Here is a 19,900-nt window from a genome sequence, read left to right as displayed (position 1 = left end):
GGGTTCGGCCCGGTGAGCATTCCCTCCGGTGCCGCCCGAATGCCCCGCACGTGCGGCATTCAGCCCCGTACGGGTGGGGGCAGCTGAGCCCCCGGCGTCCACCTACCGGAGCGCCCAGCGCTGCTGTGCGGACGTGCCAGGCGCCCGGCGAGGTCGATCAGGTCCGGGAGGCGCAGGACCCGGTCGCCCGCCCCCGGCAGCGGGACGTGCAGCGGCTCGGTCCAGTGCGGCGGAATGCCGTCGAACCCGTGGACCGCCCCGGCGAGGCCGCCGGTGACGGCGGCGACGGTGTCGGTGTCGCCGCCGAGGTCGATGGCGGCCCGTACGGCGTCGGCGTAGCAGCCGGTGGTGCGCAGTGCCCAGACAGCGGAGGCCAGGCACGGCCAGACGGCTCCGTTGAACTCCGTGGCCAGGTCTGGGTGCCAGTGCGGGGCCAGCACGGTCGCATACCGCTCGCGGTGGTCGGGATGGACGAGGGCGAGCGTGTCGGGGAGCGCCGCGAGCGGGTCGCCTCCGGCGAGGGCGACGCGCAGCAGCTCGTGGAAGACGGCCGTGCCCTCCCAGGCCGCGCGGTCCCCGTGCGTCAGCGCGGCTATGCGGCGGGCGGCGTCCATCGTGGCCGCACGCCCGGAGCGCGCGAAGTACACGGCGGATGTGGTGGCCCGCATGAGGGCGCCGTTTCCGGCCGCGCGGCGGTTCACCTGGAAGTGCGCGGCGGCCGCCAGGTCCCAGGGCATGCCGTTGGTCAGGACGTCCTCGGTCTGGAGGCCGATGTCCTTGGGCTCGGAAGCGGCCCAGCGCTGGAAACGCGCGAACACGTCCGGCAGGTCGAGGCCGTCGCGTTCGATGAGCGACTCGGCGACGTGCACGGCCATCTGTGTGTCGTCCGTCGCCTCGCCGGGATCCCAGCCCCCGCCGCCGCACATCTCACCACCGGGGTTCGCCGCGTCGGGGCGCCGGTCGGGGAACCGGGCGGAGAACGCCCCAGGTGGCCCGAATTCGAACGGGGCACCCAGCGCGTCCCCTACGGCGGAGCCGACGACCGCGCCGACGGCCCGTCCGCCGTCGACGGCCGGTGCGCTGCCGCGAGCTCGTCCGCTGTCGATCACGCGTGCAGCGTAGCGCCGTGGGGGCGGTGCCCGGCCCTGCGGTGCCGCCCTGTGCGGGCGGCACCGGGGCGTGGGGTCAGGCGTCGGGGGTGAACTGTTCCAGTGCGTGCCGGAGGCCCGGCAGGCAGGAGCGGGCTTCGTCCGTGTCGAGTGCCTCGAACTCCGCGATGAGCGACCGCAGCCGGGTGGCGCCCTCGGCGGTGCGGCCGGCGCCCCGTTCCGTCCAGGCGATGCCCCGGACGCACCGTACGCGCTCGTCGAGGAAGCGTTCACCGAGACCCGCGAACGCCGTGTCCGCCCGTTCCAGGAGGAGGATGGCCTCGTGCCGTACGGCGTTCAGCTCCGTGTCGTCCTGCTCGTCGGCCTCCTCCGCCTCGTACACCTCGTCCAGCAGGAGTTCGGCCGTCTGCGACCAGGTGCGGGCCCGCTCCATCAGGAGTTCGCCGTCGGGCCCGTCCCCGTCCAGTGCCGTGAGGGCCCGGCCCATGAGGTCCTTCGCCGCCCGGGAGTCGCCCGCCCCCGCCTCCAGCCACGCCAGGGAGCGCAGCGCCCGCGCGAGGGACGCGGGGTCGCCGACGGTCCGCCAGAGTTCGACGGCGCGGTGGTAGGCGGCGACGGCCTCGTCCCGCATTCCCGCGGCGGCCAGGGACTCGGCGGCGAGCGTGGCCAGCCTGGCGTGCGGGCCGGGATGCTCCCAGTCCTCGGCCACCTCGGCGGCCAGCAGGTACTGCTCGGCGGCCGCCCGCCGGTCGCCCAGTTCGCTCAGGCAGCGACCGAGCACGTCACGCGCCCGCACGGCCTGTTCGTCACCGTGCTCCAGAAGGTCGGGCAGCGCGGACTCCAGGACCTCGGCCGCTTCGGCCGGGCGGCCGCTCTCGCCGTACGCCTGGGCGAGGACGAAGCGTGCGTACGCGCCGGCGCCCGCCGTGTCCCCGGCCGCGTCGAACCAGTGCGCCGCTTCGAGCGCGTGGACCGCGGCCTCGGCCTCCTGTCCCTGCTGCTGGCACAGGACTTCCGCCAGCGTCAGCCGTATCGGGCCGATGTCCTCCGGTGCCACGAGTTCGGCCCCGTGCTCGACGGCGGCGCGCGCCGACCGCTCCGCCTCCGCCGGCCGCCCCAGGCCCATCAGCAGCCTGGCCCGCCGGGCGAGCGGCTCGGCGGCGTCCCAGCCGCGGCCGGCGGCCACGCAGCGCTGTGCGGCGGAGGCGAGCAGGGCGTCGGCCGCCTGCGGGTCGCCGGCCTGCCAGGCGTGGGTGGCGCGCATGACCTCCGCCTCGGCGATGAGATCCTCCAGCGCGTCGGCCTCGACGTCCGGGACGCGGCCGTCGGCGGTGTCGTGCCGGTCGTCGGGGGCGCGCCCTTCGGCGGCGTCGTGCCGGTCGTCCGGCGCGTGCCCGGCGGCGGTCGCGGCGGAGAATTCGGTGACGAAGGAGGCGAGTCGCTCGTCCAGCCGTGCGTGGGCCTCGTCCTGCTCGTGGCCGAGCGCCGCGGCGAGGCGTATCCGGGTGAGGGCGACCGTGGCCAGGCGCCGCTTCCTGGTCGGGTCCGCCGGGTCCAGCGCCCGCGCGGCGGAGGCGGCCGCCTCCAGCAGCCGGCGCACCTCCGATGGCTCGGCCCCCGTCCGCGCGGCGGCGACCGTGACACGCAGTTCGTTCAGCGCGGCGCGGCTGGGCTCGCCCGCCGCCCGGTACGCGGCGACGACCCGTTCGAACAGCTCGCGCGCGTCGTCCGCGCCCGCCCGCGCGGTGCGCATGGCCCGGTGCTCCAGCAGGTCCGCGTCCAGCAGCGGATCGGTCTCCGGCAGCTGGTCGCGGGCCGCTTCGGCCAGGTCCCAGGCCGCCTGGGCCGCCGGGTGCCCGGCGGCGCGCAGCGCGCGCGCCTCGGCTGCCAGTTCCGGCAGGGACCGTCCGGCACGCGCCGCCCGGGGCGTGCCGGTCACGGGCGTACCGGCGGCGGCCGCCGGGGCCCCGCCCGCCGTCGGGGGCGTTTCGGCGGCCGCCGCCGGGGGCGCGAGCGAGGCGGCCCGTACGCCGAGGGGCAGGCGGTCCATGAGGGGCTCCCGCTCCAGCCGCTCCTTCAGGCGCCCGGAGACGACGGCGCTGCCGTTGCGTGCGTCGAAACGGGCGGCGATCCCGGCCGCTTCGGCGTCCAGCAGGTCGTGGAGCTCCCGAACGGTGCGCCCCGTGCCCCGGAAGGCGACCGAGGGCTGCGCGTCCAGGCCGAGGGACAGGAGCCGGCGCAGCAGGACGAGGGTGCCGCCGAGCAGTTCCAGCCGGGACCACGGGTTGCCGTCCGACGCGAGGTGCGGGGCGTGCTCCGCGAGGATCTCCAGTCCCCGGCCCTCGTTGCCGGTCAGCGCGCAGAACTCGATGTGCAGGCCGATGGAGGGCAGCAGGCTCTCGTCGCCCCGGGCCATGCGGTAGCCGCGCAGGTGGTGGGCCCTGGCCTCGTCGGGCCGGCCGGTGCGCAGCAGCGGGAGCAGTGACTTGGCGAGGACGCGGTGCGGCTCCTCCGCGCAGCGGGCCCGGCCGGCGAGGACGGGTTCCCAGGTGTGCAGGGCCTTGTCGTCCTGTTCCAGGGTCGTCCAGTAGGTGCCCTGGTCGTTGAGTTCGCAGGCGTTGCAGTTGGCCATGGGGTCGCGGTCGGCGGCGGTCCACGAGGCGAACGCGCGTGCCGCCCGTTCGGTGTCGCCGATGTCGTGGGCGAGTTCGAACTCGGCCTGGCGTACGGCACGTTCCGTGAAGCCGGCCGTGCGGTACCGGTTCTCCATCTCGCCGAGCCATCGCTCCATGGTGGCGAGCGGGATCTCCGGCAGGGTGAGCATGCCGGAGCTGACCCACTTGAACATCCAGTGGAGCGTGTGCGTGTCGTGGGCGTCGAACGCGGACGGGTCGCGGTCCCACTCCTGGAGCAGCCGGGCGAACGGCACCATCATCTTGCCGCGCTCGGTGCTGTACTCGTACGCCTTGATCAGACCGAAGAGCGCGGCCCGCAGGAGTCCGGGGTCGCCGGTGGACTCGGCGGCGGCGACGAGTTCCTCGCCGCGTGCGTTGCGGAGGAGTCCGTTGGGGGCGGACTGGTTCTCCCACAGGGCGCGGCGGATGTCCTCGGGGTCGAGGCCGGTGGTCATGACGCGTTCTCCTCGCCGGGCATGGTGCCGGGGATCGTGCCGGAGGTCGTACCGGGGGTGGACGGGGTGCCCGCCGGGTGCGTGGCCCACTCCAGGAGCCCGAGGAAGGCCCGGTTGAGCAGGGAGGTGTCGGCCGGGCGCAGGGGTCGCTGGGACATGAGCAGGGCCTGCCCGTACAGCGACTCGACGGCCGTTCCGGCCAGTTCGGGGTCGTCGATCGCCGCGATGCGGCGGACGAGGGGGTTGTTGTCGTTGAGGACGAGGCGGGCGCGGGGCGCGGAGCCGCGCAGCGCGCCGAGGATGTCGCTCCACAGGGCGTCCGCGCCCTCCTCCGCCGACGCCCGGTCGCGTTCGTGGTGGGCCTCGCGGTCGTCGAGGAACAGTGCGGGCACGGTCACCGGCTGGTAGGCGCGCAGCGCCACGTCGCAGCCGAGCGGGTCGAGCCGGGTGCGGGCGGTGGCGAGGAACGGCGCGAGGGACAGTTCCCGCGCGGGTTCGACCGGGTCGAGGTGGGCGGTGACCGCGCCGGCGTCCAGTTCGGTGAGGGTGACGCCCTCGCGGATCTTCGGGAGGAGGGCGATCAGGTCGGCGTCGTAGGTGTACCCGGCGTTGACGACGCCGAGGCCGTGCGCGGCGGCGATCGGCGAGACCTGGCGGAACTCCTCGACGGTCCGGGTGAAGTGGACCCGGGGGTGGGCCCGTACGAACTCGTCCAGGGTGACGCGGCCGTCGCTGGTCTCGAACGGCAGCCAGGGCAGCATGAGCGCGAACAGTTCCGCGTCGTGCCGGGCCAGCGACTTCACCCCGAGGTGGTGCACGGTCAGGAAGGCGGCGAGGCGGTCGGGGTCCCCGGTGGCCAGTTCCGTGAGCCACTGCCGGACGCGGGCGCCGAGCGCCTCGCGGACGGCGGCCAGGGTCTCGTCGTCGTACAGGTTCTCCCGGGAGGCGGTCGGGCGGAGCGTGTCGGTGTCGAGGACGACACGGACGAAGAACGCCCAGTCGGGCAGGAGGTTGTCCGCCCGGTCGGTGAGCAGCATGCCCTTGAGGTAGACGCGGTGGGCGGCCCGGTGGGCCGGGCTGGTGGCGGCCGGCAGGACGTAGGCGACGCCGCGTACGCCGGCGACGGGCAGATCGAGGTCGATGGAGTCCAGCGGGGTGAATCCGAAGACGCGCGAGCAGTGTCCGGCGAGGGCGACACGCCGGGCGGTCGGCGTGGGGTGGGCCCGGTCCCACACGGCGGGACGCTCGGTGACGGGGCGGTCGATGCCGTCGGGGCCGGTGAACGTCACCTCGTGGGTGAGCAGGGACCCGAAGTCCTGGGCGAGTTCGGCGACACGCCGGGGTTCCGTCCACTCCTCGGCACCGGGCCTCGGCTCCAGCCGGACCGTGGTGCCCGGCTCGGGCCGCGCCTCGTGCGGCAGGACGCGGACGGTGTACGAGCCGTCGTCGCTCGCGCGCCACTCGACGGGCGGCTCTTCGGGCTTGCGGGCGGAGCGGGACACCACGCGGATCTCGCGGGCCACGACGAAGCAGGCGAGCAGCCCGATGCCGAACTGGCCGAGGAACTCCTGGCGCGCGTTCTCCAGGCCGTCGCGTTTGGAGCTGCGCCCGATGGTGGCGAGGAGGGTGTGGACCTCGTCGGACGTCAGTCCGATGCCGGTGTCCTCCATGACGACGGCGTCGCCGGTGGCGGTCAGCCGGATCCGCGTCGGCGCTCCGGGGTCGTGGCCGAGGCGGGCGGTGACGGCGTCGACCGCGTTCTGGAGCAGCTCGCGGACGTAGACACGCGGGCTGGAGTAGAGGTGGTGCGACAGCAGGTCCACCAGGCCCCGCAGATCCACCTGGAAGCTGCTGACCGACGGCTCGGAGGCGGCGGGCACGGAGGAGGAGGCGGGCGAGGCGGACGCGGAGGCGGCGGAGGGCACGGAGGAGGCGGCGGGCGAGGAGGAGGCGTCCGAGCCGGCCGCGGAGGCGGCGAGCGCGGAGAAGTCGGGGGCGTCGGCGGGTTCGGGCGAGCGGAGGTTCATAGGCAGACGGGGGCAGCCGCACGGTCCCGGACGGAGGCCGCGGGTGCGGGTCGGGCGATCGCGGGGTCCCCCCCTCACGAACGCGATGGGCCCGGCCCTGGCCTCCGGATACGCACGAACACCCGTGCGCCCTGAGGAGGACTCGGAATTGCTGACCATCGTAGGGAGCACCACTGACAATGCCCACCGGGATTTCCCCGGGGCGCCGGTCCGACCGGGTGACGGCCGCCCTGCCCGCTCACCCATGCGGATGGCCTGCGGGTGTCACCGGTACGGCGCGGCGCTCCACTGGTACGGACGTGAAGGCAACCCCGATGGCCCGACGGCCATCCTCCCTATGCGGCGGGTTCGTCCCGATGTCCGCCGCCGCCCGCACAACCCGCGCCTGGAGTGAGACGCAATGGTGGAGATCTCGGTCGTCGTCCCGTGCTTCGACGAGAGCGAGGTGATCGACGCCTTCCACACGGCTCTGGTGGCCGCGCTGGGAGCCACCGGTGCGACGTTCGAGATCTGCTACGTCGACGACGGCAGCGGCGACCGGACCGTCGAGCGGCTGCGCGGGCTCGCGGCCGAGCATCCGTTCGTGCGGTACACGTCCTTCAGCCGGAACTTCGGCAAGGAGTCCGCGATGCTGGCCGGGATGCGGATGTCGCGGGGCTCGGTGGTCGTCCTGATGGACGCCGACCTCCAGCATCCGCCCGAGCTCATCCCCCGCATGATGGACCTTCACCGGCGCGGCTACGACCAGGTGATCGCCCAGCGGGACCGCACCGGCGAGGGGGTGGCGCGGGCGGCCGTGAGCCGCGCGTACTACCGGCTCGTGCGGCGCTTCATGGATGTGGAGGTCATCGACGGGGCGGGGGACTTCCGGCTGTTGTCGCGGCGGGCTGTCGACGCCGTCCTGTCGCTGCCGGAGAGCAACAGGTTCTCCAAGGGGCTGTTCTCGTGGATCGGCTTCGACACGGTCGCCTTCCGCTACGAGAACGTGGAGCGGGCGGCCGGCACCTCGAAGTGGGGCGGGCGGCGGCTGCTGAACTACGGCATCGACGGGTTGCTGTCCTTCAACAGCAGGCCGCTGCGGATGGCGATCCACACCGGCCTGTGGCTGTTCGTCTCGGCGCTCGTGTACGCCCTGTGGATCATCGGGAACGTCGTCCTGAACGGTGTCGAGACGCCCGGCTACGCCACGCTCATCACCGCCATCGTGGCACTCAGCGGCGTCCAGCTCGCCACGCTCGGCGTCATCGGCGAGTACGTGGGGCGGATCTACCACGAGACCAAGCGCCGGCCGCCCTACGTGGTGCGGGAGACGGACGCGAGCGCCGGCGCCCCGCGTGCGGGAGCCGGCGCCGGGTCGGACGCCGTCACGGCAGGCTCGTCCCGTACGTGACCCGGTCGAGGTGGTAGTACTCGGCGACGCACCGCGCGGGCCACGGCCGGGCGCCGTTCCCGCCGAACGGCTCCAGCATCGAGGAGACCGACACCGGGGTGTAGGGCGCGACCCTGACGCCGTCGGCTGCCTGTTCGCGCAGCCACCGGTCCTGGCGGTCCCACTTCTGGGCCCGTACCCGCATGTCGTGGCCCAGCTCGTACAGGGGTCCGGCGAGGCCGGCGACGGAGACGGCGCAGACCGCGGCCGACACGGCGGCGACCGCCACGAACGCCGTGCGCGGCGTGTACCGGACACGCGCGGTCCCTCCGTCCGCCGTCCGTGCCGTACGGATCCGCAGCGCGCGCCCGAGGAAGGCCCCGCCCGCCACGAGGAGCAGCACCAGCAGAAGCAGGTAGTCGTTCCAGGTGCGCTCGGTCGACAGCACGCGTTCGCGGAAGACGGGGTACGTGATGACGGTGCACAGGTAGCCGGAGACGAGGAACGCGAGCGCGCCGAACGACAGCAGCGCCAGGGGGCGGCACGGCAGCAGGACCCGCGTCGGTCCGGTGTCCTCACGGCGCCGGGCCAGCAGCCCGAGGATCACGCCCGCGGCGACGGCTCCCGCGTACTGCCAGGTCGTCAGGACGGTCTCCAGGATGCGGACGTACAGCCGCAGGGAGGCCAGCAGCGAATCGGGGGCCAGCATGTAGGTGGTGTCCGCGCCGTAGCGCGAGCGCCGGTGCCGTGACCCGGGCGAGGTCATCAGCAGGACGGTGCCGATGGCGACGCCGGCCATGCCGGCCAGCGCCCAGAGCCGTACGAAGGGCCTGACCCGCTCGACGAAGACCGCCCCGGCCACCAGGACGACACCGCCGAGCACGACGAGGGCGACGACCGACACCTCCTCCGACAGCGTGCCCATGAAGACGCCCGCGAACAGCACCGCGGCGAGCGCGGCGATCCGGCCGGCCCTGCTACGGGCGCGCAGCAGCGGGATCACCGCGGCGCAGGCCAGCACCGGGGCCAGGGTGTGCGACACGGACGCGGCAGGCCAGAAGAAGGTCTTGTACGTGTTGGGCGTGGCGAACAGGAAGACCGCCGCCATCATGGCCGCGACCAGGAGGTTCACACCGCGCGGCACCGCCAGCCCGGCTCTGCGCACCAGCTGCGCGGTCAGGGCCCACAGCACGCCCAGCATGACCACCCCGCTGATCAGCGGGTACCACTGGTGGCCGCCGATGGGGAACTTCGCGTAGAGCCCGACGAGCAGGCCGTTGGCGATGCGGCCGTTGTCGGTGACGTAGAACTGCTCGATCATGCCCGCGATGCCGTGGTCGCGGACCTGCGGCAGGAAGCACCACTCGTCGGCGCTGGGGCGGACGTACCGGCCGAGCACGGCCGCCGCCGCCAGCAGGCCGAGCGGCAGCAGGGCCAGGGCCGCCGTCCACGCGGTCGTCCACGACCGGCGCCGGCCGTCGGGGCCGTCCGGGCGCCCGGGATCGGGACTTCCGCCCGATCCGTCGCGGACGGTGACGCTCGACGCGCCGATGGGCATGCTCACCACTGCCTTTCGGGAAACCACTGGGACGACACCCAAGAGGTGATTTTCGGCGATCACGTTGGTCGCTCCCGTGGATTTCACCCGACGCGCGCAGCGCCCCCGGGTCCGCGGGGCCGGGTTCCGGCCGCCGCACCACGCGGGCGGTGTGAACACGGCTCCCTTCCGCAAACAGTGCAAGGATGGGTAGCGGGCGGACGACGCGCGATGCGATCGGAACGGTTTTGCTTATGAACAGAGAACCGACAGCGGCCACGACGGCCAGGGTGAGGTCCACGGACGCGGTGTTCGGCGCACCCTGCTGGGTCAGCCTGACCACCCGGGACCTGCATGCCGCACAGCAGTTCTACGGGGCCGTCATGGGGTGGGAGTTCCGCCCGGCCCGGCTCGGCAAGGAGTTCAGCGTCGCGCACGTCGACGGCAAGGCGATCGCCGGGATGGGCGCCCTGGCCTCGGCCTTCCAGGTGGCCGTCGCCTGGACGCCGTACTTCGCCGTGCAGAACGCCGATCAGACCGCGGCGCGCATCAGAGAGCGCAGCGGCACGGTCGCCGTCGGCCCCGTCGCCTTCATCCTGGGGCGCGGGGCTCTCGCCGCCGACCGGGACGGAGCGGTGTTCGGCATCTGGGAGGGTGAGCTGCCCGCGGGCTGGGAGACCTGGCGGGCCGCGGCCCCGGCGTGGGTGCGGTTGCACACCAGGGACGCGTTCGAGGCGGCGATCTTCTACGGCGAGGTGCTGGAGTGGGCGTGCGGCCGCCCCGGCTGCTGCGACGTCGAGTACGAGGGCGACGAGGTCGTCCTGCGCAGCGCCGGCCATGTCGCCGCCCGGCTGAGTTCGGGGGCGCTGGAGGCCGCGCCGGATCCGGCGATCCGGCCGCGCTGGCAGGTGTACTTCCCCGTACCGGACGTCGAGAGGTGCGTGACGGCGGCGCTGCAGCACGGCGGGACGGTCATCGCGCACGAGGCGGGCGTCCAGGCGACGCTGCGGGACCCGGACGGCGGGCTGTTCACGCTCACCACCCTGGCGCCGTCGGGCGAGCGCCGCGTCTGACCCCGTTCCGCCGGGTGCCGGTGGTTCGGGGCGCGGTGTCGGCGTCCCGGGGCGAGGATGGTGCGGGTGACGCTCTCGGACGTGGTCTACGGCGCGCTGGGGGTCGGCGCGCTCGCGGCGGCCGTCCTGCCGCGCCTGGTGTTCCGGCGTCCGTTCTCGATGCCGATGGTGTTCCTCGCGGCGGGCGTGCTCGCGTACGTCGTACGGCTGCCCCTGCCCGAGATCGATCCGGTGGCTGACCGGCTGTGGATCGAGCACGCGACCGAGCTGTGCGTGATCATCTCGCTGATGGGGGCCGGGCTGGCGATCAACCGGCCGGTACGGCCGCGCGGCTGGTCGGGCACCTGGCGGATGCTCGGCATCACCATGCCGCTGACGGTCGCCGTGCTGGCCGTGGCCGCCTGGTGGCTGCTGGACTGGCCGCCGGCCGTCGCACTGCTCCTCGCGGCGGTGCTCGCCCCCACCGACCCGGTGCTGGCCGCCGAGGTCCGGGTGGGTGAGCCGACGGACACGGAGCACGACGAGGACGAGGCCCGCTTCACACTGACGAGCGAGGCGGGCCTCAACGACGGCCTGGCCTTCCCGTTCGTCCTCGCGGCGGTCGGCTGGGCCGCCGTGGCGGGGGACGGCTGGTCGGGGCGGTGGGTGGGCGGCTGGGTCCTCGCGGACGTGCTGGGCAGGTGCGCCGTCGGGCTGCTGGCGGGGCTGGCCGTCGGCCGGCTGCTGGGCTGGATGTTCTTCCGGGTGCGGGCGTCGGCGCTGCGGCTGTCGGAGCACATGGAGGGGTTCGTCGCCCTGGGCGCGACGTTCCTGGCGTACGGCGCGGCGGAGCTGCTGCACGGCTACGGCTTCTTCGCGGTGTTCGTCACCGCCTGCACCCTGCGGGCCGCCGAGCGCAGCCACGGCTACCACCAGGTGCTGCACGAGTTCACCGAGCAGATCGAGCGCCTGCTGACCGCGTTCCTGCTGTTCCTGCTCGGCTGGTACGTGGCCTCGGGGGGCCTGGCGGCGCTGGGCGGGTGGGGGGCGGTGGTGGCGCTGCTGCTGTTGCTGGTGGTGCGGCCGGTGGTGGGCCGGCTGGCGCTGATCGGGTTCGGGGCGGCCGACGCCAGGGAGCGGCTGGTGATCGCGGTGTTCGGGCTGCGCGGGATCGGGTCGCTGTTCTACCTCGCGTACGCGCTCGGACACGACGATTTCGGCGGGCGGGCCGACGAGCTGTGGGCGGTGGTCGCCTTCACGGTGGTCGCCTCGGTGGTCCTGCACGGGATCACGGCCACTCCGGCGATCGAGTGGGTGGACCGGCGGCGGAGCGGGGCGGCGCGCGGTGAGACGCGGTGAGGCGCCGCCCCCGGCCCGGTCAGCTCGCCTTGCGGCCGGCCATCGGAGGCGTCTCCATCCCGGCACCGCTCCGCATGCCCCGGAGCATCTCCTCCATCGCCTCCAGGGAACTGCGCCGGGGCTGCCAGCCGAGCTCGGCGCGCGCCCGCCCTGCGTCCAGCAGCGGCAGCCTGAGCACCGCGTCGAACAGCTGCGGCGACGCGGGCACCAGGCGCAGGCCCCACCCGGCGGCGAGGGCGGCCCGCGCGGCGGGACGGGGCATCCGTACGACCCGGGCGTCGAGGAGCCCGGCGAGTTCCCTGGCGCCGATCGGGGGGTCGGCGGCCAGGTTGAACGCGCCGCGCACGTCGCTCAGGACCGCGAGCCGGTAGGCGTCGGCCGCGTCGTCCGTGTGCAGCGCCTGGAACCGCAGCCCGGGGAAGTCGGGGACGGCGGGTACGAAGCCGGGTCTGATCAGCGGACCGGGCAGGAAGCGCCCGCCGAAGATCCGGCGCTGCTCGCTCGCCGACTCCTCCTTGAACAGGAACGCCGGGCGCATCCGGACCACGCGGACATCGGGGTGGCGCAGTTCGAAGGCGTCCAGGACGCGTTCCAGGTAGGCCTTCTCGCGGCAGTAGGCGGCCTCGGGCCAGCCGTGCGTGGGCCAGGACTCGTCCACCGCGCGGTCCTTCGGGCCTGGCGAGTACGTGCCGACCGATGACGCGTGGACGAGCACGGGCACGCCGGCGTCCACGACGGCGCGGAAGACCCGCAGGCTGCCGAGTACGTTGGTGCGCCAGGTGGCGGTGGGGTCGTGGGTCGGCTGGAAGGCCCAGGCCAGGTGGACCACGGCGTCGGCGCCCTCGACGTGGCCGGCGATGTCCGTGTCCCGCCGGAGGTCGGCGGAGACCCATTCGGTCTTGGGCGGTGACCAGTCGGGCAGTCGGCGCGCCAGCCCGCGTACGGAGCCGATGCGCGGGTCGTCGGCCAGGGCGGCGACCACGCTGGTGCCGACGTTCCCGGTCGCGCCGGTCACGACGACCCTCTTGCCGGGTTCCATGCTCACGTTCCTGCCCTCCGATGCTGCCGCTGGGACGGTTCGGCCCGGTGCGGCGCCAGGGCGGCGCCGGGGTCACCCGGGTACCCGCCGAACCGGGTTCCGGAACCGGGCACGGCGGCCTCTCCGTCAACACGGCGATCACGAGACTCACCCGCACGAGGGTGGTGCGGGGACGCGGGTACGACCCGGTGAAGGGCGATCCACCAGAGGGGCTGACACGGAGAGTGACCGTGCCCGACATGCCGGACGTGGCACACGGACCGCTCTCTCCGTACACTCGGCCCAGCCCCGGTCCGGGAGAGCCGGCCGACAGGTCGGGCCTCCTCGCCTTTGGCATATGTCAGAAGCACCACCGGATCGAGTGTTGCCAAATCCCTTACAGGGCGTCGCCGCCTGTGCAACAGTCGTATCCGGTCCTTGCTTGTCAGGCCCTGGCCGCCGCGCCTGTATCGGAGTACGACATGCCGCCCCATCTCTTCGCGGACCGTCCCGCCCAGCAGCCGCCCGAGCGCGGCACGGTGGACGCCCTGATCTCGCAGACACGCAGGTTGCGCGGAGACGTCGACGCCGTACGCAGGGACGCCGCGGCGAGCGAGGACGACCCGCAGGGCCGCTGGCAGCGCGCCCTGTGCGACCTGGCGGTACACCAGCTGGACGATCTGCGGGCCCAGTTGGGGCAGTTGCGGCAGGGCTTCACCGCAGGGCTGCCGGCCACCTTCGAACAGGCGACGGACGAACAGCCTCCCCCCGGCGGCGGGCCGCGCCCGCGCGGCGCGAACCGGTCGGCGCCCTGGCCGGGTTCCGGCTCCGCTCCCGATCCCGGTTCGCCATCCACATCCGCATCCGCATCCGCCATGGCAGCGGCTGAACCCGGTCTGGACGAGGCCGGTTCGCTGCTCAGCCGGGTGGGCAGCGCCGAGTGGAACCTGCTGACCGACGAGGTCAGCTGGTCCGCCGAGCTCTACCAGATCTTCGGCCGGTCCCCCGAGGCGGGCCCCATGTCACTGGACGAGCTGCCGTCCCTCGTGTTCGCCGAGGACCAGCCGGTGCTCACGGCGATGGTGACGGACTGTCTGATCGACGGCAAGGCGATCGACGGCGAGTTCCGCATCGTCCGTAACGACGGACGGGTGCGGACGCTCCACATGATGGGCGAACCGGTACTCGACACGGACGGCTGCACCGCCTCCATGTGGGCCGTCTTACGGGACGTCAGCGAACTGCGCCGCAGCGAGCGGGCGGTCCGCGAGACCCGTGACTCCCTGCGGCGCAGGCTGGAGCTGGAACAGGCCGAGCACCGGATGGCGGTGGAACTCCAGGAGGCGGTCCTGCCGCCGTGGCGCGGGCCCCTGCGCTTCACCCACGACGGCCCCGGGGCGCTGGACATCGCGGGGCACTACCTGCCGTCCGGGACGAGCGCCCTGATCGGCGGCGACTGGTACGACGCCCTGGAACTGCCGGACGGTGACACGCTGCTGAGCGTCGGCGACCTGACCGGACACGGGGTGTCGGCCACCTCCTCGATGGCCATGCTGCTCGGTGCCCTGCGCGGCATGGCCGTCGCCGGGATCCGGCCCGGCCCGCTGATGGGCCATCTCAACCGGCTGCTGGAGACCTCGGCACAGCCGGCTCTCGGCAGTGCCGTCTGCTGCCGGTACAGCCCGGCGACGCGCAGCCTCGCCTGGGCACAGGCCGGACACCCCGCCCCGCTGCATTTCCGCGACGGGACGGGGCGTGCGCTGGCACGGCCGGACGGTGTCCTGCTCGGGGCGACCACCGGGGCGGCGTACGAGCAGGCCGAGGTGCGGCTGCACCCCGGCGACCTGCTGGTACTGCACACGGACGGGCTGACCCGGGGCCCGGGCAGGAACCCCCTGGACACATCGGGTACGGACAGGCTGCTGGAACTGGCACCGCGGTTCGCGCGCGCGCGCGACGCGCAGGAGTGCGTACGCATGGTGGTCGAGGTGTTCGGCGAGGTCCCTCGCGAGGACGACGCCTGTGTCATGGTCGCCAGGGTCGGCGACTGACACGGGCACGGCGACGGGCGCGGGAGAGCACCCCCGCCACGGGTGGGGGTCGAGGCGCGGCCGGTCGCGGGTGCGGCGGGTCGCGCGATGCTGTCGGGTCTGGTGTGCTGGGGATCCGGGTTCCCGGGGATTCCGGGTTCGGTGGCCGTACCGGTCGCCTGCCCGACGTCGGCCTGACGCCGGCTAGGGCGAGCGGGTGGCGGGCAGGTGCCCGCCCCGCTAGATCTCGTTGGTCCGCCGCTTCTTCACCGATGGCTTCGGCATCGCGACCTGGATCTCCTCACGCAGATCGTCGATCTTGGAGTATCCGGCGTACTGACCGGTGAGCCGGTACATCTGGCGCAGCCGGTCCCAGGTGCGCTGCGAGGAGTTGGCCCCCATCGACACCAGCGCCAGCCGGGCGTAGCGGTCCGCCTGCTCCGGGTCGTCGGCGATGAAGCAGGCCGATGCCATGGAGAGGAAGTCGAAGATCTTGGAGCGCTGCCTGCCGTCGATCCGTAGCTCCAGGGCCTTCTGCGCGAAGTGCTGGGCCTGTTTGGCCGCGCCAGGTTCGTGCTCGGCGAGCGTCCGGTAGGCGAGCGCCTGCATCCCGTACAGGTCCTCGCTCCTGAAGGTCTGCATCCAGCTCGGCAGGGGCACGTCGGTCCGGTCGGAGACGAACAGCTCCTCGGCCTCGCCGAGGGTCCTGCGCATCGCCTGGCCCCTGCCCAGCGCCGCCTGCGCCCAGGCCTCGATGGTGTGCAGCATGGCCTGTGTACGCGGCAGGATCTGGTCACCCGAGCCGGAGCGCGCCAGTTTCATCAGGTCCAGGGCCTCGTCGGGGCGCCCGAGGTGGACCATCTGGCGGGCGGCGCGGGAGAGCGCCTCGCCGGCGCGTGGCCGGTCGCCGCCCTCGCGCGCCGCGTGGGCGGCGATGACGAAGTACTTCTGCGCGGTGGGTTCCAGACCCACGTCGTGGGACATCCAGCCGGCCAGTACGGCCAGGTTGGCGGCGACGCCCCACAGCCGGTTCTGGATGGGGGTGGGGTGGCGGTAGGCCAGCATGCCGCCGACTTCGTTCAGCTGTCCCACCACCGCCTTCCGCTGGAGCCCGCCGCCGCGCGCGGCGTCCCAGGCGCGGAACACTTCGACCGAGGTCTCCAGTTCCTCGATCTCCTGCCACCCGATGGGGGCGGCCTCGTAGCGGTCGAAACCGGCGGGGTCGGCGTGCAGCGGATCGTCGAGACGGGGGGTGTCGCCGGCGAGTGCCGGGTCGGTGTGGAGCCAGTCGTGCATGGCACTGGTGAGTGCGGAGCCTGCGGCGAGCGCGGCACCCGCGCCCACCAAGCCGCGTCGGTTGAGCATGAGGTCCATTCCCGTGAATTCGGTGAGGACCGCGGCCGTACGTTCGGGCGCCCAGGGCAGCCCGTCAGGGTTGTCGACGTTCCTGACGTCCCGCCGTTTCCCGGCGCGCCCGTGCCGTACGAACCCGAGATCCTCGATGGTCACGACACGTCCGAGTCGCTCGGTGAACAGTGCTGCCAACACCCGCGGTACGGGATCGCGCGGGGTCTCCCCCATGTCGATCCAGCGCCGCACGCGCGAGGTGTCGGTCGCCAGCTGCGGATGGCCCATGGCCGCCGCCTGCCGGTTCACGAGTCTCGCGAGTTCGCCCTTCGACCAGCCGGCCAGGCCGAACAGATCCGCAAGGCGGGTATTGGGTTCTCCGGTCACGTCAAGCCCCCAGGTTCTCGGCTGAGTTGACAGTAGCCCGCTGTCATAGGGCTGGCGACTATTCGCCAGGCTTCGCCAGGGTGCGCAACATGGTTAGCCATGGGCGCGCGGGTGTCAGGTAGGAACGCGCCACCCCGTCCCGGCAACGGCCCTCATTCCCCAGGGTGTCGACCGGTGGCGGGACGGGGCAGCGTACGTATTCGTCGGCACACGAAGGGATCTGTCTCGCCCATGTACACAGCATCGTCCTCCGTGTCCGCCCCGCCCCGGCCGCGCTCCGTCCCGGTCGGCAGCGGACCGTATCTGGATCCTGCCCACGCGGGGCGGACGCGACGCTGGGCGGGAACGGTCACCGGGCCGCTCAGCGGCAGAATCGACCTCTCCGGGCCGCAGGGCGCGCAGCTGCGCAAAGCCATCGCGTCCGTGCACCGGATCTGCCCGGAGTTCAACCCGGTGCAGGTGATGCGGCGCAGCGGGCGCTCCGTCCTGCTGGTCGGCACCACCGGGCGGGCCACCGCGGTCGCCAAGTGTTTACTGGACCAGTCCCCCGCCTGGGCCGAGCGCATCCGCCACGAGATCGCGGCCTACCGCACCTTCGTACGACAGCGTCCGCCGGTGCGCGTGCCCCGGCTGGTGGCCGCCGACCCGGACAACTGCACCCTGGTGATCGAGCGGATGCCGGGCCGTGCCGCCGCGCTGAGCCGGCACCCGGTGGAGGCGCCGCCGCGCGCCGATGTGCGCGCCGTGCTCGGTGCGATCACCCGGCTGAACGCCTGGCGGCCCCCGGCCGGTACGTTCGACGCGCCGCTGGACTACGCGTCGCGGATCTCCCGCTACCACGAGCTGGGGCTCTTCACCGACCGGGACCGGGACGACCTGCAGAAGCTGCTGCACGGCCTGGCCCTCGCGGGCGGCCGGTACGGCATGGGCCAGTTCTGCCACGGTGACGCGCTGCTCTCCAACATCCTGCTGTCGCCGACGGGCCCTGTGCTGGTCGACTGGGAGCACGCGGGCTGGTACCTGCCCGGCTACGACCTGGCGACGCTGTGGGCGGTCCTGGGGGACGCCCCGGTGGCGCGGCGGCAGATCAGCCAACTGGCGCAGGCCGCCGGACCCGCGTCGCGGGACGCCTTCCTGGTGAATCTGATGCTCGTGCTGACGCGGGAGATACGGACGTACGAGACGGCGGTGCAGCGGACCATACGGGACGCTCCGCCCGCCGGCTCGATCCCGGTCCAGCCCGGTGCCGTGTCGACCGGGGAGGAACAGCGGCTGCTGCTGAGGCGGCTGCACGACGACTGCGCGCTGGCACGGCGGGCCGTGCGCGCGGCGGTCGGCACACGCTGACCGTACGACGCGGGGACGTGCGCCGTGCGTCCGGTGCCGACACACCGGACGCACGGCGCACCGTCGTTTCCGGCCACCGTCCGCGCCCACCCTCCGCGCCCACCGGCGCCCACCGTCCCCCGCCAGCGGCGCCCACCGTCCGCCCCCCGGTGAGCGGGGTGTCCGGCGGGGCGTCCCGTGGCGGCCGCGTGCGACCGTGACGTCCGGCGGGGGTGTTTATCGCGTCCCTGGCAGGTAACGCGGGGGGAGTCCCCTCTCGCGGAGCCTGCCGGCTCTCGCGGAGCCCGCAGGGAAGGACGTCGTCCATGACGCTCACGCACACCGGCGACGTCGCGTCGCTCAAGGCGTTCATCGAACGGGAGATCACCACCCTCCGGACCGACGTGCGCGGCCGGTCGGAGACCGCCGGAACCGCCGAGCCGTCGCCGGGACGGGCCGCCGGTGACGTGGGGCTCGACACGCCGGAGGCCGTCGGCCGCGCGCCGATGGCGGAGTGCCCGTGCGGTCAGGGCAACGGGCCCGTGCACACCTGCGTGGACGCCGGGGAAGGACACGATCCGTGGCGGTGCCTGTGCGCCACGCTGCCGGCGATCCCGGTGTCGGCGGCGCTGCTCGAACCGGTACGGGACCGCTCGGGCCACATCGAGGACTTCGTCATCCGGGCCGGCAACCACATCCGCTCGGCCGAGTGGCTGGTCTCCCCCGACCAGCAGGCGGGTCAGCGGTTCTTCACGGCGGCCCGGCCAGGAGCGGCGACCAGCGGGCTGCTGGCGGCGCTGCGGAACGTCCTGGCGACGGGCCGCTCCCTGAACGGCCTGGTCGTGGACTACACGGAGGAGCGGTACGGCCGGCTCAGACGCGTCCAGCTCGTGCACTACGCGGCTTCGTGCGGGGATCAGGTGCTGACGACCTGGCGGCCGGTGCGCAGCCAGGCGGAGCTGCTGACGATCGACGCGCAGCACCTGGCGTCGATGGGCTGGGGGCGCTGGGACCTGTTGTCGGGGAACGTCACCTGGTCGGAGGGGTTGCAGCGGATCTTCCGCACGGATCCGGCGCTGCCGTGGACGCTGCTGGAGCTGTGCGACGCGCTGGTGCCGATGGACGTCGGTCCCTTCGGTGAGTTCATCGCGTCGGTTCTGGCCGGTGAGGAGCCCGCCTGGACACGGATCCGGTTCCTGGTGCTGGGCGAGGTCAGGACGGTCGACCTGCTGGGCCGGCCGGTGGCCGGTACGGACGGCCGGCCGTGGGCGGTGCAGCTGGTGGCGCGTGATCTCACGCCGCAGATGCGCAGCCGTCGCAGGCTGGTGGAGAAGCAGGTCGAGACGGAGCAGTTGCGCCAGCAGGCGGCGGCGGAGCGGCATGTGGCATCGGCGCTGCGCGAGGCGCTGCTTCCCACGTACTCGGAGGGGCTGGCCGAGCTGGGGCTGAACGTGGCGGCGGCCTATCTGCCGGCCGAGCCGGACGCCGCCGTGGGGGGCGACTGGTACAAGTGCCGGCCGCTGCCGGACGAGCGGGCGCTGATCGCCATCGGGGACGCGAGCGGCCATGGGCTGGACGCGGTCGCCCGGATGGCGCAGCAGCGTCACGCGGTGGCGGGGCTGGCGCAGACGGCCGCGCTGGCCGGGGAGATCGCCACCTGGCTGAACGAGCTGGTGTGCAGCGATCCCACCGCGTCGACGGCGACGATGTCGGTGGGGCATATCGGTGACGACCGCGTCTTCCGTTGGGCGTGTGCGGGGCACCCGGCGCCACTGCTGCTGCGCGGCGGGCACGCGTTCGCGCTGCCGACCGAGCACCGGGGACCGCTGCTGGGCGCGCTGCCGGGGCACGCGTACGAGACGGCGGCCTTCCCGCTGGAACGGGGGGACGTGCTGCTGCTGTACACCGACGGTGTGGTGGAGCGGCGCGGGCAGGACATCACGCAGGGCATCGGCTCCCTGACGGAGGCGCTGACCGCGTGCCGGAACATGCCTCCGCAGCGGATCGTCGACCGGCTGACGGAGGAGTACGGGCGCAGCGCCCATGACGACGACGCCTGTCTGCTCGCCGTACGGGTCGACCACGCTCCGAAAGCGGCGTCCTGACCGGCGGCACCACCGACGAGTAGTTCCCCGGACGCCCGTTCGATATTCATGGGCGGCGCCGTTCCGCCCTGCCCGCCGACCTGGGGAACCCCTCGGACGTGCGG

General features: G+C 73.6%; 12 protein-coding genes. 6 read left to right on the top strand and 6 right to left on the bottom strand.

Annotation, left to right across the window (positions count from 1 at the left end; genetic code table 11):
* Positions 1-59 precede the first annotated feature (59 nt).
* The 3 genes from ACGF5U_RS17335 to ACGF5U_RS17325 all read right to left on the bottom strand — a co-directional run bounded on the left by ACGF5U_RS17335 (position 60) and on the right by ACGF5U_RS17325 (position 6,266).
* Positions 60-1,109, bottom strand: a complete 1,050-nt coding sequence (locus ACGF5U_RS17335; RefSeq protein WP_392818624.1) for an ADP-ribosylglycohydrolase family protein — start codon at positions 1,107-1,109, stop codon at positions 60-62.
* A 76-nt stretch (positions 1,110-1,185) separates the two neighbouring features.
* A complete protein-coding gene (locus tag ACGF5U_RS17330) occupies positions 1,186-4,239 on the bottom strand; it encodes a tetratricopeptide repeat protein (protein WP_392818622.1) in 3,054 nt (1,017 codons plus the stop codon).
* Positions 4,236-6,266, bottom strand: coding sequence for an HSP90 family protein (locus ACGF5U_RS17325; RefSeq protein ID WP_392818620.1), 2,031 nt, complete (start codon positions 6,264-6,266; stop codon positions 4,236-4,238). The genes ACGF5U_RS17330 and ACGF5U_RS17325 overlap by 4 nt, the downstream gene beginning before the upstream one ends.
* Positions 6,267-6,666: 400 nt before the next feature.
* On the opposite strand from ACGF5U_RS17325, the gene ACGF5U_RS17320 reads away from it, so the two are divergent.
* Complete coding sequence (locus ACGF5U_RS17320) at positions 6,667-7,656, top strand: glycosyltransferase family 2 protein (RefSeq protein ID WP_392818618.1); 990 nt, start codon at positions 6,667-6,669, stop codon at positions 7,654-7,656.
* Here ACGF5U_RS17320 and ACGF5U_RS17315 read toward each other — a convergent pair.
* Positions 7,631-9,193: a DUF6056 family protein gene (locus tag ACGF5U_RS17315; RefSeq protein WP_392818819.1), complete on the bottom strand. Its 1,563-nt coding sequence runs from the start codon at positions 9,191-9,193 to the stop codon at positions 7,631-7,633. The genes ACGF5U_RS17320 and ACGF5U_RS17315 overlap by 26 nt on opposite strands.
* Before the next feature lie 233 nt (positions 9,194-9,426).
* Here ACGF5U_RS17315 and ACGF5U_RS17310 point away from each other — a divergent pair, with 233 nt between their 5' ends.
* Together ACGF5U_RS17310 and ACGF5U_RS17305 are read left to right on the top strand one after the other, a co-directional pair.
* A complete protein-coding gene (locus tag ACGF5U_RS17310; protein WP_392818616.1) occupies positions 9,427-10,245 on the top strand; it encodes a VOC family protein in 819 nt (272 codons plus the stop codon).
* A gap of 66 nt (positions 10,246-10,311) precedes the next feature.
* Positions 10,312-11,583 carry a cation:proton antiporter gene (locus ACGF5U_RS17305; protein ID WP_392818614.1) on the top strand — a complete coding sequence of 424 codons (1,272 nt, stop codon included), beginning with the start codon at positions 10,312-10,314 and terminating at the stop codon, positions 11,581-11,583.
* A 19-nt stretch (positions 11,584-11,602) separates the two neighbouring features.
* On the opposite strand, the gene ACGF5U_RS17300 is transcribed toward ACGF5U_RS17305, so the two are convergent.
* Complete coding sequence (locus tag ACGF5U_RS17300; RefSeq protein WP_392818612.1) at positions 11,603-12,622, bottom strand: NAD-dependent epimerase/dehydratase family protein; 1,020 nt, start codon at positions 12,620-12,622, stop codon at positions 11,603-11,605.
* Positions 12,623-13,083: 461 nt separating this feature from the next.
* Here ACGF5U_RS17300 and ACGF5U_RS17295 point away from each other — a divergent pair, with 461 nt between their 5' ends.
* Positions 13,084-14,652 (top strand): PP2C family protein-serine/threonine phosphatase, encoded by a 1,569-nt coding sequence (locus ACGF5U_RS17295; RefSeq protein WP_392818610.1) that lies wholly within the window; start codon positions 13,084-13,086, stop codon positions 14,650-14,652.
* A 219-nt stretch (positions 14,653-14,871) separates the two neighbouring features.
* On the opposite strand, the gene ACGF5U_RS17290 is transcribed toward ACGF5U_RS17295, so the two are convergent.
* A complete protein-coding gene (locus ACGF5U_RS17290; protein WP_392818608.1) occupies positions 14,872-16,365 on the bottom strand; it encodes a hypothetical protein in 1,494 nt (497 codons plus the stop codon).
* A gap of 231 nt (positions 16,366-16,596) precedes the next feature.
* Between ACGF5U_RS17290 and ACGF5U_RS17285 the strand changes: the two genes are divergently transcribed.
* The gene (locus tag ACGF5U_RS17285; protein WP_392818606.1) at positions 16,597-17,712 is read left to right on the top strand and encodes an aminoglycoside phosphotransferase family protein; all 1,116 of its coding nucleotides are present in this window, start codon (positions 16,597-16,599) and stop codon (positions 17,710-17,712) included.
* 305 nt (positions 17,713-18,017) lie between these two features.
* Complete coding sequence (locus ACGF5U_RS17280; RefSeq protein WP_392818605.1) at positions 18,018-19,796, top strand: PP2C family protein-serine/threonine phosphatase; 1,779 nt, start codon at positions 18,018-18,020, stop codon at positions 19,794-19,796.
* The last annotated feature ends 104 nt before the right edge of the window (positions 19,797-19,900 follow it).

Source organism: Streptomyces sp. NPDC047886 (assembly GCF_043204435.1).
Taxonomy (GTDB): domain Bacteria; phylum Actinomycetota; class Actinomycetes; order Streptomycetales; family Streptomycetaceae; genus Streptomyces.
The sequence above is the reverse complement of the archived record's forward strand: the minus strand, read 5'-3'. Positions and strand labels throughout refer to the sequence as shown.